Origin of the sequence: Methylobacterium isbiliense (assembly GCF_022179325.1) — a bacterium.
GTDB classification, from domain to species: Bacteria; Pseudomonadota; Alphaproteobacteria; order Rhizobiales; family Beijerinckiaceae; genus Methylobacterium; species Methylobacterium isbiliense.
The window spans coordinates 1-20,108 of the sequence record NZ_BPQQ01000041.1; the positions used below are offsets into that span (position 1 = coordinate 1).

12 protein-coding genes and 1 pseudogene are annotated in these 20,108 nt (G+C 68.9%); 9 read left to right on the forward strand and 4 right to left on the reverse strand.

Annotation, left to right across the window (positions count from 1 at the left end; translation table 11 throughout):
• The first annotated feature begins 547 nt into the window (after window positions 1–547).
• The 7 genes and pseudogenes from MFF61_RS17965 to MFF61_RS17995 form a co-directional block, all read left to right on the forward strand.
• The gene (locus tag MFF61_RS17965; protein WP_238236683.1) at window positions 548–1,798 is read left to right on the forward strand and encodes a patatin-like phospholipase family protein; all 1,251 of its coding nucleotides are present in this window, start codon (window positions 548–550) and stop codon (window positions 1,796–1,798) included.
• A 587-nt stretch (window positions 1,799–2,385) separates the two neighbouring features.
• A complete protein-coding gene (locus MFF61_RS17970) occupies window positions 2,386–4,740 on the forward strand; it encodes a S8 family serine peptidase (RefSeq protein ID WP_238236684.1) in 2,355 nt (784 codons plus the stop codon).
• 11 nt (window positions 4,741–4,751) lie between these two features.
• On the forward strand, window positions 4,752–5,855 hold the full coding sequence (locus MFF61_RS17975; protein WP_238236686.1) for a ComEC/Rec2 family competence protein: 1,104 nt from the start codon (window positions 4,752–4,754) through the stop codon (window positions 5,853–5,855).
• Between the two features lie 37 nt (window positions 5,856–5,892).
• The gene (locus MFF61_RS17980; protein ID WP_238236687.1) at window positions 5,893–7,401 is read left to right on the forward strand and encodes a S8 family peptidase; all 1,509 of its coding nucleotides are present in this window, start codon (window positions 5,893–5,895) and stop codon (window positions 7,399–7,401) included.
• A 66-nt stretch (window positions 7,402–7,467) separates the two neighbouring features.
• The gene (locus MFF61_RS17985) at window positions 7,468–7,677 is read left to right on the forward strand and encodes a hypothetical protein (RefSeq protein ID WP_048445049.1); all 210 of its coding nucleotides are present in this window, start codon (window positions 7,468–7,470) and stop codon (window positions 7,675–7,677) included.
• Window positions 7,678–7,764: 87 nt separating this feature from the next.
• On the forward strand, window positions 7,765–8,307 hold the full coding sequence (locus MFF61_RS17990; RefSeq protein ID WP_238236688.1) for a S1/P1 nuclease: 543 nt from the start codon (window positions 7,765–7,767) through the stop codon (window positions 8,305–8,307).
• 121 nt (window positions 8,308–8,428) lie between these two features.
• Window positions 8,429–9,476 (forward strand): annotated as a pseudogene (locus MFF61_RS17995) (IS3 family transposase); the annotation flags it as partial.
• 178 nt (window positions 9,477–9,654) lie between these two features.
• On the opposite strand, the gene MFF61_RS18000 reads toward MFF61_RS17995, so the two are convergent.
• The 4 genes from MFF61_RS18000 to MFF61_RS18015 form a co-directional block, all read right to left on the reverse strand.
• Window positions 9,655–11,541: a ThiF family adenylyltransferase gene (locus MFF61_RS18000; RefSeq protein WP_238236689.1), complete on the reverse strand. Its 1,887-nt coding sequence runs from the start codon at window positions 11,539–11,541 to the stop codon at window positions 9,655–9,657.
• Window positions 11,513–13,138 carry an adenylate/guanylate cyclase domain-containing protein gene (locus MFF61_RS18005; RefSeq protein ID WP_238236691.1) on the reverse strand — a complete coding sequence of 542 codons (1,626 nt, stop codon included), beginning with the start codon at window positions 13,136–13,138 and terminating at the stop codon, window positions 11,513–11,515. The genes MFF61_RS18000 and MFF61_RS18005 overlap by 29 nt, the downstream gene beginning before the upstream one ends.
• Window positions 13,139–13,152: 14 nt before the next feature.
• Complete coding sequence (locus MFF61_RS18010) at window positions 13,153–14,265, reverse strand: adenylate/guanylate cyclase domain-containing protein (RefSeq protein WP_238236693.1); 1,113 nt, start codon at window positions 14,263–14,265, stop codon at window positions 13,153–13,155.
• Window positions 14,266–14,662: 397 nt separating this feature from the next.
• A complete protein-coding gene (locus tag MFF61_RS18015; protein ID WP_238236694.1) occupies window positions 14,663–18,409 on the reverse strand; it encodes a vitamin B12-dependent ribonucleotide reductase in 3,747 nt (1,248 codons plus the stop codon).
• Window positions 18,410–18,939: 530 nt separating this feature from the next.
• On the opposite strand from MFF61_RS18015, the gene MFF61_RS18020 reads away from it, so the two are divergent.
• Together MFF61_RS18020 and MFF61_RS18025 are read left to right on the forward strand one after the other, a co-directional pair.
• Window positions 18,940–19,356 carry an NADH:ubiquinone oxidoreductase subunit NDUFA12 gene (locus MFF61_RS18020; RefSeq protein ID WP_238236695.1) on the forward strand — a complete coding sequence of 139 codons (417 nt, stop codon included), beginning with the start codon at window positions 18,940–18,942 and terminating at the stop codon, window positions 19,354–19,356.
• Between the two features lie 94 nt (window positions 19,357–19,450).
• Complete coding sequence (locus MFF61_RS18025; RefSeq protein WP_373324730.1) at window positions 19,451–20,089, forward strand: DUF2155 domain-containing protein; 639 nt, start codon at window positions 19,451–19,453, stop codon at window positions 20,087–20,089.
• Window positions 20,090–20,108: the final 19 nt, after the last annotated feature.

The window sequence follows — 20,108 nt, forward strand, 5'->3', positions numbered from 1 at the left end:
CACGCCAAAATCCGAATAGCCAAAACCTCGGCGGCGCGGCTCACGCCCGGTACAGCGCGGCCGCACGCTTCGGCTATCCGCGAGAGCTCGGTCCGTAGCGCGACCGGAAGCTCGATCCTCTTGTCGGTCCAGGCACGGTAATGGAGCGCGAGTCTCGCGACGGCGTCCGGCGAACCGCCGCCGGACCGATCCAAGTCGAGCAACTCGCCGGGCGGGCCATGCGTCCGAGGCTCGGCATCCCGGCGCGTCACAGCGGCATGTTCCGGGCCTGAACCGCGCCTTTCTCACATCCCCCCTGTTCAGGCTTACCCTTCGGGCACGTTCCCGGGCGACGATCGGGGCGGGAACCGGCCACTCGGAGAGGCAAGTGCCGACGGGTCCGGTCTGCGTGCAAGGCCCCTCATGGGCTGGGAGGAGCAGGGTCGTCCGCCGTGCGGGGCCCGGGATCGAGCGGGCCGGTCGGGGCTCTCGCCGCCTTGATTTGCACCCGACCATCCTTCGCCGTACGGCCGGGAGGCCCGCTGAGGGCGCCGATGGAGGGTGAACGATGTCGGTCGCCGCCAACGAAGCCGTCGTGTCTGACGAGGCCGTGGCTGCTGCGGAATTCTCCTGGGAAGGCGGCCGCCTCGAACGGGGAATCGGCCTCGCCCTTTCTGGCGGGGGATTCCGCGCCATGCTGTTCCACGCGGGCGCGCTCCAGCGCCTGAATGAACTCGGCCTGCTGGCGCGCGTGGACCGTGTCGCCAGCGTATCCGGCGGATCCATCACGGCCGGCCTGCTCGGCTACAAGTGGCGGACGCTGCGGCGCGACCCGGAGGGCCGCTTCGAACATTTCTTCGGCGAGATCGTGCATCCGCTCTACGCGTTCTCGCGACGCAGCATCGACGTCAGGGATGCCATCGCGGGCTTGCTGCCCTTCACCTCGGCGGCAAAGCAGGTCGCTGCCAGTTACGATGGCGCCCTCTTCCTCGGCGCCACGCTCGCCGCCCTTCCCGACTCGCCCCGCTTCGTGTTCTGCGCCACCAACCTGCAGACCGGCGCCCTCTGGCGCTTCTCCAAACGCTACAGCGGGGACTACGTCCTGGGTTTCGTGACGCCGAAGCGTCAAGCGATCCGGCTCGCAGAGGCCGTCGCCGCCTCCTCGGCTTTCCCGCCCATCCTGTCGCCGTTGAGGCTGGAACTCGACCCCGGCGCTTTCGAGGATTGGCCGGAGCGCGGAGTCCACGACCATGGTCGGGCGGAGGTCGCGGCGCTCCGCGCCGCCGTGCTGCTCACCGACGGCGGCGTCTACGACAACCACGGCCTCGAACCGATCGTGAAGCGCTACACGACGCTCCTGGTCAGCGACGGCGGGGCGCCTTTCGCGAGAAAGCCCCGCGTGCCGGGCGACTGGGTCAGGCATCTTCGGCGCATTCTCGACCTAACGGACAACCAAGTCAGGGCTTTGCGCCGGCGCGATCTGATCGCGCGGTTCGCCGCGGGCCGGCAGGCGTTCGAGGCTGGCCGCTTCGCCCAGGATCCGCTGCTCCCATACGAGCGCCTGGGAGCCTACTGGGGCATCGACACGCGGCCGCCGCCCGCGTCCGGCCCCGGCGACCTTCCGTGCGACCCCGTGCGCGTCAAGGCGCTGGCGGCAATCCCGACAAGGCTCGCGGACCTGGGCGAGACGGCGTCGAAGAGCCTCGTGAACTGGGGCTATCTCATATGCGATCGGTGTGTGCGCAAGCACCTTAAGGGCCAGGAACTTGCCGAGGACGAGGTGCCGAGATGGCCGTTCGAAGACACCCCGCTCGGCTGAGCAACGGCAGGCATCCGCGCCCTGTGCGAGCGCTGCCCGCCCCGTGACGGCACTTCCTGCCCACGATCGTCTGACCTGGGACGGCATACCTTGCCCTAGGCGGATCGTGGATTTGATGCGCAAATTGATTTGCAAGACTATTCGTCAATCAATAAAGACATAATGCAGGGATTATGATCTGCATGATTAACTTTGTTAATTGATTTTGCTTGATTCCCCCAGCATCTTCACATCTGAATATATGAAAATCTTCCAATATACATAAAATGTAATGCAACCTCTACGGCTTCAACGATACATATGAACTCGCAGCTTCAAGGCAGGAGGGAAAAAGTATCTTTCACGAGTGCGACTGATCATACCGCATGCCAAAACAAACCGCGTCGACAATCGATTCGTGACATACGGCGCGCGGGCGAGCTCCGTTCCAATGGACGACCGACGATGAAAGCGCTGCCGGCCGCAATTTCGACTTCGCACTCGGCGATGGACGTGCCAGGGTACGTGGGCCGCCCGGCGGGGCGGCGCCTCCATGCTGACGGCGCCGCGGCGACGAGGAGGTCGCGCGTCGTCGAGGGAGGGCGGACGTGTCCCAGTATCGGGTGAAGGCCTACTACATGCACGAGGCCGAGCGGGAGGACGCGCGGCTGCTCGAGGAGCGGAACCTGATCCGCGACGCCGAATGGACCGACGGCTACGTGCTCGGCCTGGTCGACGAGAAGCACATTCCGGATCTGACGTCCAAGGGCCTGGTCGTGGCGCCGATCGAGAAGGTCGGCCGGATGAGCAGGGTGCCGATCGCGATGCAGCCCTCGGGATCGCCGGAACTCGCCCCGATGGCGATGGCGGTCGGGCGGGGCGGCGCGGGGGCAGCCGCAGCGCCGCGGAAGGCCACCCGTCGCCCGCGCAGCCTCCCGGTCGCGGCACGCGGGAAGTCTCCCGGCGACAAGGTGGTGTCGCGCGACCCTGCGAAACCGCAATTCTACATCGTGCGGCTTCACGGTCCGCTCACCGAGGCCAGGCGCGAGGAGCTGCTGGCAGCGGGGGTCAGGCTCACCGAGAGGCTGAGCTCCAGCAAGTACACGGTGCGGCTGGCGCCGAACGAGATCGATGCGCTGGCGGCCCTGCCCTTCGTCGACTGGCTCAGGCTCTACACCGACAAGGATACCCTGCGCGACCCGCCGGCGGCGCAGCCGAGGCGATCGGATCCGGCCACCCGGCGGACCTGCATCTACGCCGTACGTACGCACCGCGCGGAAGACGTCGACCAGGTGGTCGAGTGGCTCCGCAAGCGCGAGCGCTCTCCGCTCTCCGTCGATGGCGGCGTCGTTCGCGTCGGTCTGCCGGAGCGTGGGCGCGACGTGAGGGACCTCGCGAGGCTGCCGGAGGTCGCCGTTGTGGAGGAACTCCTTCCGCCGCGCCTCTTCGACCAGTGCTGCCGCCGCATACTCGGGATCGAGCAGATGGCCGATCCGGCGGTCGGCCTGGAGGGGCAGGGTCAGGTGGTCGGTGTCGCCGACACCGGCCTCGACGACACCCACCCCGACTTCGCAGGACGGGTCAGGGCCGTCGTCGCCCTTGGCCGGCCTGGCGACCACAGCGACCCGGAAGGTCACGGCACCCACGTCGCGGGCTGCCTGCTGGGCGACGGGGCCGCATCGGACGGGGAGGTGAGGGGGGCCGCGCCCAAGGCGGAGCTCGTGTTCCAGTCGATCCTCGACGTCAACGGGCGGCTGGGCGGGTTGCCGACGGACCTGGGCAACCTTCTCAGGGAAGCCTACGACGCGGGCGCCCGCATCCACAACAACAGCTGGGGCGCGTTCGCCTACGCGGGCTACTCCGTGAGTTCGCTGCAGATCGACGAGTTCGTCGCGCACAACCCCGACATGCTGGTGGTCATCGCCGCGGGGAACGACGGCATCGCCGTCGCGCGGGCGCCCGGGGCCAAGCCCAACGCGAAAACAGGGTTCGTGGACTGGCCATCGGTGGCGGCGCCAGCCACCTCGAAGAACGCCCTCACGGTCGGCGCGAGCCGCAGCGACCGCCGGTCCGGAGGGTACGCGAGCCTGACGTGGAAGGACGTCTGGGCCGACCGCTACCCGAAGTCGCCGATCGGCAGGCAGACGGTGTCCGGGAACGCCGACTGCCTCGCGGCCTTCAGCAGCCGCGGACCGTGCGACGACCACCGCGTCAAGCCGGACGTCGTCGCGCCCGGCACCGACGTCGTGGCGGCGCGGTCCTCGCAGGCGCCCTTGCGCAAGTTCTGGGGACCCTACCCGGGCAACGCCCGCTACGCCTTCATGGGCGGCACGAGCATGGCCGCCCCCTACGTCTCCGGCTGCGCCGCGCTCGTGCGGGAGTACTACGTGCGGTTCCGGGGCTGGCCCGAGCCGAGCGCCGCGCTCCTCAAGGCGACGCTGGTCAACGGCGCGTCCTGGATGCCCGGCGACGATGCCGTCGCACCTCTGGAGGGGACGCCGAACTTCCACCAGGGCTTCGGCCGCATCGACATGGCGAACACGCTTCCCGTCCCGGGCCAGTCGGGCTTCGAACTCCACTTCGAGGACACTTGGAAGACAGGGCGCGGACTGGCGCAGTCCGGGGACCGGCGCCTCTTCGAGGTGGACGTCAACGGCGGGCGCCCGCTCAACCTCTGCCTGACCTGGACCGACCCGCCCGCCCGCAGCGTCCAGAACAGGGCCGTCCTGCTCGTCGACGACGGCGGGGGCGGAAAGTATCCCGGCAACGCGCAGGCCGCCTCCACGCTCCGGATCGCCGGCCTGCTCGCCGACCCGAACAACAACGTACTCGTCGTCCGCATCCCGAGCCCCCGGCCGGGCACGTACCGCGTCGCCGTCACGGCCAGCACGCTGCTCGAGCCGCCCCAGGACTTCGCCCTGGTGGTGACGGGCGACTTGGCGTCCAACCTCCGCGTCATCTGAGCCGAGTGCCCATGTTCAAGCTCCACGCGGTCCAGGCGCAGTTCGGCGACGCCCTCGTCCTGGAGTTCGGAACCGCCAGGAAGCGGCGGTTCATCCTCGTCGACGGGGGGCCGCCGGGCTCCTTCGAGGCCGATCTCGACGCTGCACTGAAGGAGATCGCCGGGCCCGGAGCGACCCTCGATCTCCTCGTGCTGAGCCACGTCGACAACGACCACGTCATCGGCGTCCTCGACCTCCTCGCCGCGGCTGAGGAGGACATCGCCGACGGGCGGGACCCGAGGGTGACCATCAAGGGCCTGTGGCACAACTCGTTCGGCCGGTCGATCGACCCCGACGGCGAGATCACGCAGCGCATCCAGCAGTTGATGACGCTCGCGGGATCGGCGGCGGTCTCGATGCCGTTCGCGACCGACGCGTTCCTCGGCGTCCGGGAGGGCCAGAAGCTGGGCGTCATGGCCAGGAAGCTGGGGATCCCGATCAACCGTGGCTTCGACGGCGACCTGATCCTCGCGGACACGGCGAAGAGGCCGATCCCGGTCAACGGCCTGACGGTGCGGGTGGTCGGGCCGAGCAAGGCCAACCTCGACGCCCTGCGCAAGGAGTGGCTCGCGTGGCTGGCCAGGGCCGAGGCCGATGCCGCCCGGGATCCCGGCACGGCCGCGATGTCCGACAGAAGCGTGCCCAACCTCAGCAGCATCGTGCTGCACGTCGCGTTCGCCGGCAGGACGGCTCTCCTCACCGGCGACGCCCGCGGCGACCACATCGTCCAGGGGCTGCGTCGCGCCGGGCTGCTCGACGCCGCGGGCACCTGCCACGTCGACGTCCTGAAGGTGCAGCATCACGGCAGCGACCGGAACGCCGACGGCGGCTTCTTCCGGACCGTGACAGCCGACACCTACGTGATCTCGGCGAACGGGAAGTATGGGAACCCCGACTACGACACGCTCAGGTGGATCGTGGAGGCGGCGGACGGCAGGGCCATCCGCCTCGTCGTCACCAACGAGACGGAGACGACCCGGAAGCTCCTCGAGACCCACGACCCCGCCCGGCACGGCTACGCGATGGAGGTGTTGCCGAAGGGCAGGCACAGCATCGGCGTCGAATTGGCGCGTTGACCGCGCACCACCGGGGCGGCAGGGAAAGGAGGGCTTCGTGCAGCAACCCGAGGAAGACCGGACGACATCCGCGGCGTCGCACGCCGACAATGCGCCGGCCAACGAGACCCGGGCCAGGGTCCGCGAGGCCGTCGAGCGGGACTGGAACGACGTGCGTGAGCATCCGAGGCGCGAGGTCTCGCCTGTGCCCGCGTACCTCGCCTTGGCGGCGGCGTTCGCGCTCGGGTTCGTCCTCGGCCGGCAGTTCTTCCTCGGCGCCGCGCGCCCACCGCGCCGCGGACCGCGGACCGACCCTGGGCGGGCCACGACCTGGGTGCCCGCGACCGCGGCACCCCGCGCCCCCGCGGACATCGTCCCGGGGCGGCGGTACAAGCTCCGCTTCCGTGGTACCGAAGCGATGGAGGCCGCCTTCGCGGCGGCAAGGCCCGCGGGCGTCGCGACCGTGAGCAGGCGCCGGGCCGTGGCGAGTGCGGTGGCGATGATGGGTACGGCCGGCTATCCGACCGACCTGCATGCCTTCCGGCGCCGCTTCGACGTCGAGGTCGTCGAGGATTACCAGTATCAGGTCGAGCTCGGCGGGCCGATGTCGGCCGACGAATCCGCGCCCGACGACGGCGCGGGACCATCGCTCGACGACGTGCTGGAAGCGATCGGCGCCAGGAACGCCTGGACCCAGACCCGCGGGGCTGGGGTTGCGCTGGCCGTGGTCGACACAGGCATCGACGGGACGCGCGCCGAGTTCGCGGATGCCAGGAGGGTGGGTTGCTGGCCGGCGGACGCGGGCGAGGCATGGGTCGACCCGGTCGGGCACGGGACCATGGCGGCCTGCATCGCGGCCGCGAGCAGGAAGGCGGGCGGGGCGTTCGACGGCGTTGCACCAGAAGCCGGGCTGATCGCCTGCAGGACCGAGTTCTTCGACACGGAACTCATGGATATCTACGACTACCTCGCGGATCTCGCGAAGGGAGGGATGAGGATCGTCGCGAGCAACAGCTTCGGAATGGAGGCCGGAACGCCGCCGGACCTGGTCGGCCAGGATTTCCCGTACGCGCTCGCGGACGCCGTCGAGGCGGGAGTCGTCGCGGTCTTCAGCGCCGGCAACAACCACCACCTGACCGGGGGCGACCCCGACGGAGACGACCCCAACAGCATATGGCTGTACAAGTCGCGAGCGGACGTCCTGACCGTCGGGGCCTGCAAGCTCGACGGTACGATGTGGCACTACTCAAGCCGCGGCCCGGGACAAGACCACGCCGGCGAGGGCAACGCCCGCAAGCCCGACGTCGTCGCCCCCACGCCCGAGAACGGCAGGGTGCTCTACGGCTCCGCTACGCGCGCGCTCCCCAACGGGTGGGGAACGAGCGGGGCCTGCGCTCAAGGCGCGGGCTTGGCCGCGCTCCTGTGGTCCCTGAAGCCCGACCTGGGACGGGATGAGCTCTTCGAGTTGATCCGCTCGACCGCGGCACGCCTATCCGCCGGACCGAACGCCCAGGGTCATGGGCGCATCGACTGCGCCGCGGCCGTCCGTGCCGCGGCGAGGAATTGAGCCGCCGGTAAGCGAACGCTTAACGCCCCGCGCCGAAGATGGTAGGGAACGCGGTGCGAGGTACCCATGCGCTACAAGGTCAAGGCGAGGACCGCCGTGGATTTCGGCCGGCTCAGGGAAGCCGTCGCCGCATCCACGCACATCTTCGCGGCGTCCGAGCGGCGCCTCACGCTGTCGATCGGGGAGGTCGACGAGCGCGTGAGGGAGCGCATCCGCCAACTCGGCGGGACCATTCAGCCCGAACACCGATACGTCCCGGAAACCGCAATCGTCTGACGATTCGGAAGCCGTGAGCGGGCATTCGGGACGGAGGCATGGCACGCGATGGGCGACCGGGCGCGTGCCCGACCTCGGAGGGTGGGCTTGCGACGCATCGGCCTTGCCTGCCTGCTTTGGACGGCCGCCGAGTCGGCGGCCCTGGGATGGGAACAGGAGGGCCACGCCATCGTGGCCGAGATTGCGCAGCGGCGCCTTGACTCCTGGGCCCGTGGCTTGGCCGCGCGGCTGCTGGGCGAAGGTCGCTCGCTCGCTTTCGTTTCGAGCTGGGCGGACGACGTTCGGGCTGCGCGGCCGGAATCGTACGATCGGCACTTCGTCGCCATCCCGCCGGACGTCGGGAACTACGAGTCGGAGCGCGACCGCAGGGCGGACCCGGCGCTCGGGGATTGCGTGGTCGCCGCGATCGAGCGGGCACGACGCGACCTCGCCTGCGGCGCGCTCGACGGGGCATGGCGGACGCCCTCCGCTTCCTCGTTCTACTTCGTCGGTGACGTCCACCAACCCTTGCACGATATCGGGGAGGCGAGGGGCGGGAACGACGTCCGGGTCGAGCTACACGCGAGAGGCCTCACCTGCATGGGTGCCCGAGTGCCGCGCCGCGGGGCGATGAGCCTTCACTCGGCGTGAGACACCGGGCTGACTCAGCGCGTGGCCCGCAACTGGGGTGCCTACGCCGAGTGGTTCAAACCCGAAAGTCGGACCGGATGACGTGAGAGGTTTCGGGTAAGGCTCGTTCCGCTGAGGAGGCCTGATCGATGAAGAAGAGCCGTTCCAGCAGGCCGAGGCGGGCACGCCCGTCGCGGAGGTCTGCCGCAAGATGGGCGTGTCCGAACCTACCTACTACCGATGGAAGCAGAAGTACGGTGGCCTGATGCCCTCCGAGGTGCGCCGCTTGCGTCATCTCGAGGAGGAGAACACCCGCCTGCGCAAGCTCGTGGCGGACCTCACCCTCGACAAGGAGATGCTCTCCGAGGTCATCCGGCGAAAGATGTGACGCCTGCTCGGAGGCGGGGGATGGTCGACTTCGTGCGCACCGCCTTCCGCGTGTCGGTCCGCAGAGCCTGCCGGGCAGTACCGGCCCCGCGCTCGACCTACCACTACCGGTCCAGACGCCCCGAGCAGGCTGTCCTCCGCAAGCGCATCCAAGAGATCGCCCATGTGCGGGTCCGCTACGGCTACCGGCGGATCTGCGTTCTGCTGCGCCGGGAGGGTGGGGCCGTCAACGCCAAGCGTGTCTACCGCCTCTACAAGCTCGCGGGCCTCACGATGCGCCACAAGCCCCCGAGGCGACGCGTTGCGGCGATGGTTCGCGACGATCGCACGCCCGCGACGGGTGCGAACCAGGTCTGGGCGATGGACTGGATGTACGACCAGCTCTTCGACGGCAGGCGCATCTGGGTGCTCACGTCGTGGACACCTGGAGCCGGATCTGCCCGGTGTTGCGAGTCTGCCGAACCGCCACAGCCCTGGAGGTGACGTCGGCGCTGGACGAGGCCGTCCGCCGGTTCGGTGCGCCGCGGGTGATCCGGGTCGACCAGGGCTGCCAGTTCAGGTCGCGCGAGCTCGACCTGTGGGCCTACGTTAAAGGGGTGACGCTGGACTTCAGCCGGCCGGGCAAGCCGACCGACAATGCCTATGCCGAGGCCTTCAACGCCCGGGTCCGGGCCGAGTGCCTGGATCAGGCCTGGTTCCTGGACCTGGACGACGCCCGCCGGAAGGTGGAGGATTGGCGGGTGGAGTACAACGAAGTGAGACCGCATAGCGCGATCGGCGATAGGCCGCCGATGGCGTTGCTTGTAAGGCCTTGGACCCGTCCGAGGCTGCCGCCGAGCCCGGCCCTCTCACTTGGCATGGTCCAAGTTCCGGGAGGCGACCACACAGCCCGAGAACTTGTATAAACCTTGATCACAAGCAGGGGCAACTCCAAAAAACCGTAAAACTCGCACTCAGGCCGGACCAAAGCGATGGGAGACGTCACACCGCACCGCTGTCGGCCGGCCTCGGATGGGCCAGCTGCCTCTGTTGGCTTCGGCATCCGCCGCACGGACTGCACGGCCATTCCCTATCCACGATGACAGCGCCGTTGATTTGGGCAGGATACTCCCTCACCCAGCTATCCGACCAACGGCCGCCCAGTTCTTCGATAAAGGGGTGTCGCGCCGCATAGATCCGCTGACTCGACAGGATCACCTTGCCGAGCAAGCATTCCAGGGCGAACTGCGCTATCAGCGACGTGACGAACCCGAGCTCGATGGGACCGTAGGGTTGATAGTGAGCGCCGCAAGCGGGTTCTTCGAGCGTTGTACCCGCGTCGTTCAGCCATTCCACGACCTGGAAGTCGGGCACACCCGTCCGCCCAAACCCGCATCGCAGGCATCCGCCCTCGCGAAGGATGGCGACCGCATGCCCGGCGGCGGCATGTGCCTCCGTCCAGCCGTAGATCACCGGCATCGGCCTACCTCGTCGGCAATGCCAGCCGTTGAGTCGGCTCTCAGCGCGCCAATCCGCCATTGTGGACACGACAAGGTGGCTCTCGCCGATGCATTCCGCATCGGTCGCGAGCATCGCCTGCGCCGAGACGGGGAACGCCTCGAACCGGCCATGCGGGTAGTCGGACCGGAGCTTGGCGGCGAGTTCCTCCGCCTTGTTCCGGCGAACCGACGGGGCCCCCAACGGATGGCGCCCGACATTCGACCACGACAGTTCGTCGTGATCGACGAGATGCAGATGGCCGACGCCTGCCTGGGCGAGCGCAACCGCCACCGGGGCGCCCACCGAGCCGCAGCCCAGGACAGTGACCGTCGCCTCCATGAGCCGCTCCGTGCGCGGATCATGTCCGCGGCCATGAATCCACCGGGCGTCCGCCCTGCTGGGCTCGTCGCGCAAAACCGGGGTGGTTCCAAGGTAACGGCGGGTGAGCAGCGCCTCCGGGATGTAGGAAGAACGGAACCCGTCGAACAACGGCGCCGTCGAGCGCCCCCGCATGCGGCGCGTGTCCCGCGGCGTCGGGATCGTGACGCTCACGATTCCGGGCCCAAAGCGCCCCTCGGCCGCGATCGCGGTGACGATGCTGTCCTGGCGAGCCGACACAAGGTCGGCGAGGAGTCTGGGCACGTCGCCGCCGCAACTCTCGGCCAAGACGAGGACGTCCCGCGCCGTCCTCGGGTACTCGGCCGGCAGCATTGGCCGGTCGAGCCACATCAGCAGGCCCCGTTCAAGCCGCGGCCGGCGGAGAGCGTCGGGGCCGAAGCGATTGCGGATCCAGTCCGCGACCTGCACCTCGGTCTCGCCCAGGAGGCGGATCTTCGGAGCCTGCCAGACGCTGATCTCGCGGGAGGGACGTTCGAGCCTCAGAATGCTGGTCAAGCGGCCATCCGCGACGTTTCGATCGTACCGCCAGTAGGTGAGGAACTCGTCCCGGAAATCCCGCTCCACCATGGCGCCTGCAAGGAGCTCCCGCACAAGGGTGCAGCTCTTGCCGAGCAAGCGGACCACCACTCCGGCAGGGTCATCCGGGTCGATCTCGCTCATGTTGGCGAGGAGGCATAGGCTTCCGTCTCTTTCGATGTGGGGCCACGTCAGGAACGGCGGCCGTTCCACAAGGCCGAACTGCGGCCTGGAGCGAGGAAAACCGGTTGGAATCAGAACGTCGATCTGCCTTGGGTCCGGCTCGCCGAAGTCGACGGGGATCCGCCAGCCGGACGCGATCCCGAAGCGATGGTGGTACGCGGCGATATCTCTGGGTCTCAACGGCGTCGGCTCGACACCGTGGAGGTCCCGCATGCGCTCGCGCACCTGACTGACGGCCGCGCGCCATAGGGGCGACGTCGGCTCACGCATGGCGGCCGCTGCCACGTTCACGCACCGCTTCCGTTGCGGCCGCCCCCTGCGAGATGAGCACGCTGGCCGGAAGGGCCGCCACCCTCGCCGGCGACACTGCGCGTTCCGGCCCAACGAGGCGAGCGGCCCGCTCGTGGTCGAGATCCTCGACCGGTCCGCGCCCAAACAGCCTCCTTACGTTAGGGGATGCATTGGCGAGCGCGACCGGCCCGAGAGCGGTCTGGCGGCCGTTCAGGTCGGACTGAATGGCCTCGGAGCTAGAGACGGCCTTGCTGGAAGCGCAGCGAACACTCCGGTCGCCGCGGATGCCGATCCGGCTGATCGGGGTCTCGCCGTACTCGGAGCCTATCGCTATGCCCATTGTGCCGAGCCCCGGCAGCATGCCCCTGCAGAGGTCGAACGAGGAACGAAGGCCGCCGGCCAGCATCACCGCCGCATCCACCGTTGCCGTTGGTTCCGTCGCCAGCCGCGTGCCGACCGCCACGAGACCGTGCAGGCAGTCGCCGATGAAGCGGACCTTCCTGGCGCCGAAGTCGTCCCGGGCGCAGGCGGCCAACTCGCCTCGGATCACGTGCAGGTTCGCGGTCATCTCCGCGACCCGCCCGCCCTGGATGCAGGCGTCGACGTAGGCGGTGAACCCCGACAGGTCCGCGAACACCGAGGCCAGTCCCATCCTGATCGAACGGCTCGGCATCAGCTCGCCGAAGTCGATCGTCTTGAGCGGCGGCTCGTGACGGTGGAAGCGGAACGTCGCCTCGGGGGAGGTGAGGGCGGCGAGATCCAAGTCCGATTGCAGGGCGCGGACCGCGGCGAGCACCCGCGCCTGGGTCGGCGCAGGGTCGAAGCCGGACTGGGCCTGGCCGTAGCCGGCATTGGCAAACCCATACTGGCGGTCCGCGGCGAGCGCGACCGAGCGCTCCATGGCCCAGCCGAGCGTCGGCTCGCTCAATACGGTCCGGGCGCGGTCGCTGAGGTAGATGCCTGGACGGTCCCCCTCGGCCAGCTTGGCGGCATAGTTCGCCGGGCTGCCGAGGAACAGCGGTTCGAGGTCGGCACCACGGCCGCTGCTCACGGCCACCGCCCGCCCGGTGTCGATGCCGATCCTGACCCGCGTGCGAAGGCGGGCTCCGCCGAAGTTGCGGCCGGCGGCCTCGATGGTCTCCTTCAGGGCGACCGCAAATGCGACGGCGCGCAGGACGCGCTGCCTCTCGTCTCCGGTCGGCGTGACCAGGACTGCGTGCAACCTGGGACCATGGTAGTCGACGCGCTGAGCCTCGAACTCCTCCACGACGCGGTCGGTCGCGGAGTAGTGGAGGTGCAGGAACTGCAGGACGCGCTTGTGGCTGGCCTCGGTCTCGTGGCCCTGTTCCTGGATCTGGTCGTGATAGTCGAGCAGTTGGGCGTAGACGTGCACGCCATCGACCACGATCGCCCGATCGCGCGGGAGGGCGAAGATGGGCGCCTCGTCGAGGCCGAGCCTCTTGCCGCGGGCCTGGGTGTCCCTGGTCCGCTGCGAGAGGTAGGCTTGGTCGAAGGTCCGCACGTCGACGGCCGACTGTGGCACCGTGCTCATGAAACGTGCGATGCGGGTCCGGCTTCGGTTCAGGTCCCAGGCCATGTCGATCCCTCAGGTCAGATCGAGGACAGGTAGGCGACGAAGCGCCGGTCGTGCTTGTCGGGAAACTCCACGGCGGTCGGCTGGAAGGCGGAACGGACGTCGTCCGGCAGCCTGGCGAACACCTTGTCGCTGACCCGCACCCGCCCACCCGGCTGCCCGGGGTCGTGACGGTACTGCTCGTAGCGCGCGGCCGCGTTGACGGGCTGGCCGACGATGGTGAATGCGATGCGGTCGCCGCCGCCGAAATCGCCGACCGACACCTCGCCGACGTGCAGGCCGATGCGGATGCCGATCGGGAGCGCCGAGGCCTCGGCGATGTCGGTAACGCGGCGGGCGGCCTCCAGGGCCGCGCGCGTCGCGCCCGCCAGGCTCCTCTCCACTCGGAGATCGTCGGGGCAGAGCCAGAAGGCCATGACAGCGTCGCCCATGTGCTTGTCGACCTGCCCCTTCGCCCGCTGGATCTCCTCGACCTGTGGGTCTGTCAGGCGGCGTAGGACGTCGCCGACTTCGCTGGCGTCGAGGCCCTCGGAGTGGGCTGAGAAGCCCGACAGGTCGCTGAACCAGATCACCGCCGTCTTCTTCACCGGCGGGATACGGTCGGCTCCGTTGAGCAGGAACGCGGACGTCGCCTGGACGCCCTCGGGACAGACGAGGCGCTCGATGATTCGGTCGCCGTCGGCTAGGTCCCGCGCCTGGCTCGCGCGCAGCAAGCTCGCCTCATCGAGCTTCGTGACCAGGACCCGCGCGACAGTCTCGTACCAGAGCGCCCGAGTCGTCGGATCCAGGCCGTCGAGCGTCGCGCGGTCGATCTTCCAGACCTTGGTCCTGCAAGCGGCCACTACGTCGTTTCCGCGCAACGGTGTCGCCTTTGCCTGACCGCGCAGGAAAGCCATCTCGCCGATGATCTCGCCTGCGCCTCGCCAGACGATCGATTCCCCAGCTAGGACCTTGAGCTGGCCCTCCTCGACGATCCAAACGCTTTCCGCCTCCTCGCCGGCGGAACAAAGCCGTTCGTTCGCGCTCAGCGTGTAGAGACGGTGCTCGCCCTCGAAGACGGAGATCAAGGCGGCCGGGTCGGAGCAATGTCGCTGGAGGAAGGTTCGAATGCCGCTGGTGTGCGCCGCCATATGGTTTCCTTTGTCTACATCTCTAGTTGATCACGGTTTGTTCGCATCGTACTTTCCGGCGGCGGACAATTATTCCGCCGCCGATTGTTTACTCTAAATGGTCGATTTGCTTTTTTGTGCTGCGCGCCGCAGCAAGCATGTCTTGTTTATCTTCACAAGAGAATACCGTCGGCACCCGTCCGCCGTATTTATCGAACAGAATCAACTGAATAGAATTTTGAGCCAGACTTAGATAATCCTGTCGCGAAGAATGCGAAGCTCGTGGAGATTTCCGTAGAACTTGCTCTAAGCGATGTTCATCTTGCGCCCCTCCTGCGGAGGGGCGCTTGAAACCATTTATTCCCTCACAGTGCTCATCTTTTGCCTCAAGCTACACCGAGACCGACCGACCGCCGCCCTACGAGCAGCCCGTCGTGCCACCGCAGGTGTCGCACTTCAGGCAGGTCCCGTTGCGCACGAGCGTGAAGTTCGCGCATTCGGGGCAGGCCTCGCCGACATAGCCCTTCATCTTCGCCTCGGCGCGGCGATCCGCGACGCTCCGCTCGGCCTTCGCCTCGGGGGTGGCGAAGGGCAGGGTGTCGGCCGCACTCCCGATCCGGGCGGCGAGCGCCGGCTCGGTCTTGAGCGCCACCGATCCCCGCACCGCGTGGATCGTGCCGCCCGCGGGCGCCGATTGCCCGGTCGCGGGCGCCGCCACCCCGGCGGTGGTGCCGGCCGGCCCTCCGTGGATCAGGGTCAGCCGGTCGGCCGAGCCGCGCAGCAGGCCGCGGGACACCACGGCCGAGGCCGGGGCCGGCTTCGGCGGGTCGCGCGTGGTGTCGCCGCTCTCGCCGCCGCCGATCACCGTGCCGCCGATCTCGGAGGGGCTGACATGGGCGAGGTCGGCCCGGCCGAGATAGGACACCGCCAGTTCCCGGAACACGTAGTCGAGGAGCGAGGTGGCGTTCTTGATCGCGTCGTTGCCCTGCACGAAGCCCGCCGGCTCGAACCGGGTGAAGGTGAAGGCCTCGACGTACTCCTCCAGCGGCACGCCGTACTGCAGCCCGAGCGAGATCGCGATGGCGAAGTTGTTCATCAGGCTGCGGAAGGTCGCGCCCTCCTTGTGCATGTCGATGAAGATCTCGCCGAGCCGCCCGTCGTCGTACTCGCCGGTGCGCAGATACACCTTGTGGCCGCCGACTACGGCCTTCTGGGTGTAGCCCTTGCGCCGCGCCGGCAGCTTCTCGCGCGAGCGGATGCGCTCGACGCGCTCGACCACCCGCTCGACGATCTTTTCCGCCACGGCCGCGGTCCGGGCGGCCGCCGGCTGGGCCACCAGGGCCTCCACCAGCTCCTCGACCTCATCGTCGTCCCCGTCCGCGATCAGCGCCGCGTTGAGGGGCTGCGAGAGCTTCGAGCCGTCGCGGTAGAGGGCGTTGGCCTTGAGGGCGAGCGTCCACGAGAGGCGGTAGGCCTCCTTGCAATCCTCCACGGTCGCGTCGTTGGGCATGTTGATGGTCTTGGAGATCGCCCCCGAGATGAAGGGCTGGGCCGCCGCCATCATGCGGATGTGGCTCTCCACCGAGAGGTAGCGCGTGCCGGTGCGTCCGCACGGGTTGGCGCAGTCGAACACCGGGTAGTGCTCGCGCTTCAGGTGCGGCGCGCCCTCCAGCGTCATCGCCCCGCAGACATGCACGTTGGCGGCCTCGACCTCCTTCCGGGTGAAGCCGAGATGGGCGAGGAGGTCGAAGGCCGGATCGGCGAGCCTCTCGGCCGGGACCCGGAGGGTCTGGGTCAGGAAGTCGTCGCCGAGGGTCCAGCGGTTGAACACGAACTTGATGTCGAAGGCCGATCTCAGGCCGGCCTCGACCGCCGCGATCTTCTCGTCCGTGAAGCCCTTGGCGCGCAAGGATCCCGGGTTGACGGCGGGCGCCTGGCCGAGCGAGCCGTGGCCGACCGCGTAGGCCTCGATCTCGGCGATGTCGGATTCCCGGTAGCCGAGCGCGCGCAGCGCGTCCGGCACCGCCCGGTTGATGATCTTGAAGTAGCCGCCGCCCGCGAGCTTCTTGAACTTGACGAGCGCGAAGTCGGGCTCGATGCCGGTGGTGTCGCAATCCATCACGAGGCCGATCGTGCCGGTGGGCGCGATCACGGTCGCCTGGGCATTGCGGAACCCGTGCTCCTCGCCGAGCGCCAGCGCCCGGTCCCAGGCCCGGGTCGCGTGGGCCACGAGGTCGCCCTGCGGGCAGGCCGCGTGGTCGAGGGGCACCGGGTCGGTGTTCAGGAACTCGTAGCCGCCCTCCTCGCCGTGGGCCGCGCGGCGATGGTTGCGGATCACCCGCAGCATCGCGTCGGCGTTCTCCTCGTAGGCCGGGAAGGGGCCGAGTTCGCGCGCCATCTCGGCCGAGGTGGCGTAGGCCACGCCCGTCATGATGGCGGTGAGCGTGCCGGCGAGCGCCCGGCCCTCGCGGGAATCGTAAGGCAGGCCCATGGTCATCAGCAGGCCGCCGACATTGGCGTAGCCGAGCCCGAGGGTGCGGTAGCGGTACGACAGATCGGCGATCTCGCGGCTGGGGAACTGCGCCATCATCACCGAGATCTCGAGGACGATGGTCCAAAGCCGGCAGAGATGCTCGTAGCCCTCGACGTCGAAGGTCTTGGCCGTGCGGTCGTAGAGCGCCAGCAGGTTCGCCGAGGCGAGGTTGCAGGCGGTGTCGTCGAGGAACATGTACTCGGAGCACGGGTTCGAGGCCCGGATCCGCCCGCCCGCCGGGCAGGTGTGCCAGTCGTTCATCGTGGTGTTGAAGTGCAGGCCCGGATCCGCCGAGGCCCAGGCGGCCGCGCCGATCCGGTCCCAGAGGTCCCGCGCCTTCAGGGTCTTGGTCACCTTGCCGCCGATGCGGGCCTTGAGCTGCCAGTCCCCGTCCGCCTCGACCGCGCGCAGGAAGTCGTCGGTGAGCGAGATCGAGTTGTTGGAGTTCTGCCCCGAGACCGTGAGGTAGGCCTCGGAATCCCAGTCGGTGTCGAAGATCGGGAAGTCCACCTCCGTCTCGCCCTGGCGGGCGGACTGGATCACGCGCCGGATGTAGGCGTCCGGCACCATGGCGCGGCGGGCCGCCTTCACCTCGCGCTTGAGCGCCGGATTGCGCTCGGGGTCGAAGCAGGCGTCGCCCTCGGCCTCGCAGTTCACGCAGGCCCGCATCACCGCCTTGAGGTGCTTGGCGGCGACCTTGGAGCCGGTGACGAGGGCCGCGACCTTCTGCTCCTCCTTCACCTTCCAGTCGATGAAGGGCTCGATGTCGGGATGGTCGACGTCGACGATCACCATCTTGGCGGCGCGCCGCGTCGTGCCGCCGGACTTGATCGCGCCCGCCGCCCGGTCACCGATCTTGAGGAAGCTCATCAGGCCCGACGACTTGCCGCCGCCCGCCAGCCGCTCGTTCTCGCCGCGCAGGGCCGAGAAGTTGGAGCCGGTGCCCGAGCCGTACTTGAACAGGCGCGCCTCGCGCACCCACAGGTCCATGATGCCGCCCTCGTTGACGAGGTCGTCCTGGACGCCCTGGATGAAGCAGGCATGCGGCTGCGGGTGCTCGTAGGCGCTCGCCGACTTGGTGAGTTCGCCGGTGGTGTGGTCGACGTAGAAGTGGCCCTGGCTCGGGCCGTCGATGCCGTAGGCCCAGTGCAGGCCGGTGTTGAACCATTGCGGCGAGTTCGGCGCCACCATCTGGCGGGCGAGCATGGCGCGCAATTCGTCGTAGAAGGCCTGCGCGTCCTCCTCGGCGGTGAAGTAGCCGCCCTTCCAGCCCCAGTAGGTCCAGCAGCCCGCGAGCCGGTCGAAGACCTGCCGGGCCGAGATCTCGGAGCCCGTGCGCGCCTCCTCGGGCAGTGCGGCCAGCGCCTCCTCGTCCGGCACCGAGCGCCACAGGAACGAGGGCACGCCGGTCTCCTCGACGCGCCTGAGCGCCGCCGGCACGCCCGCCTTGCGAAAATACTTCTGGGCGAGCACGTCGCAGGCGACCTGGCTCCACGCCTCCGGCACGTCGATGCCGTCGAGGCGGAACACCACCGATCCGTCCGGGTTGCGGATCTCGCTCACCGCCTTGCGGAACGGAATGCCGGCATAGGGGGACTGGCCGGCCGTGGTGATGCGCCGCTCGATCCGCATGGGTGATACTCTCCCGTCAAGACACGACTGTCCGAACCGCGACCGCGCGGTCGTTTCCCCGAGTGGTTCAGGATGCCGTCCCGGCACCGCTTGGCGCGCGGCCAGGGCTTGCCAACCGCGGCCTTTCGCACCGCGGGCACGTCGAGAATGAGCCGGCGAACCAGCCCCTCAACATGCCGGCAAGCTACCGAGATTCGGGCCTCCGCGTCAATAACTAGTGCTCGCCCGCCGTGTTCCACGCTAGATGTTGTGTCGGCGAAGCGAAAGCTGTGGATATCTCCTCGGGCGCGGCTAACCCCGCGCACGGCTTTCGGGATTCGGCGCGGATTTTTTCGTTGTGCACCGGAACCGGACCGCCGCATCCCCGCAACTCAGCGGCTCTCGATGCAATTCCGCCACGAAGCGGGGGAGGGCGCCCCGCGACGCGCGGCGGCTGGACTTCCCCGGTCCGTCTCACCATAGTCCGCCGCGATCGAAGAGGGCGGGCCGCCCCCCGCCGCAGGACCGATGAACCCCGCGAGGCCGCCGCGATGGCGCTGAAAGACACCCTGCTCCGTATCTTCACGTGGTGGAGCGGCTCGACCGTGAGCCTCGACCTCTACACCAAGCGCCACGGCACGTTCGTGGGCGAGGACGAGTTCGGCAACCGCTACTACCGGGCGCAGGGGCCGCTGATCGACCCCTCGGTCGGGCCGGAGCGGCGCTGGGTGATCTACAACGGCGAGGCGGACGCCTCGAAGGTGCCGCCCGGCTGGCGCGGCTGGCTCAGCCACACCGTCGACGTGGCGCCGAGCGAGGAGGCCTACGTGCCGCGCGAGTGGCAGAAGCCGCACGAGGAGAACCTCACCGGCACGGTGGCGGCCTACCGGCCGCGCGGCTCGCAGCTCTCCTACGGCCAGCGCCCGGCCGCCACCGGCGACTACGTGCCCTGGACGCCGGGCGAGTAGGGCGGCGCCCTTTTTCCACCACCCTTCCGGTGTTAACCGCGGGACCGCCGATCGGGATCCTCCTTGGATCGCGATCACCTTGGGGAGACCCCGCTTGAGCCGCACGACCCTCCGCCATGCCGCGCGCGCCGGCCTCCTCGCGGCCCTCGCGGCCCTCGCCCCGCAGGGCGCGGCGGCCGACAAGATCCGCAACCCGACCGCGGTGTTCTCCGGGCTCGACAAGATCACCGGCCGGATCGTGTCGTTCGAGGTGGCGGTGGACGAAACGGTGCAGTTCGGCGCGCTGCAGCTCACCCCCCGGGTCTGCTATACCCGGCCCCCGACCGAGAGCGCCCGCACCACCGGCTTCCTCGAAGTCGACGAGGTGACGCTGGAGAACAAGTACCGGCGGATCTTCACCGGCTGGATGTTCGCCGCGAGCCCCGGCCTGCACGCCATCGAGCACCCGATCTACGACGTCTGGCTGGTTGACTGCAAAGGCGGCACCGACATCATCGCCGAGGCCAAGGAGCAGGACGACGCGCCGGTGGCGGCCGCCCGGCCCGAGCGCCGCCGCCGCGACCAGGCCCAGCGCGACGACGGGCGCCGGACGCAGCCGGTCAACCGCCAGGGCCAAGTCGACGTGGCCCCCTTGCGCGGCACGCCGGTACAGCCGCGCCAGACGCCATCGCGGCGCTTCTTCCCGACGAATGACGGCCCGGTCCCGCCGATGCCGCTCGGCGACCCGCGCTGAACGCATCGACCAACGACAG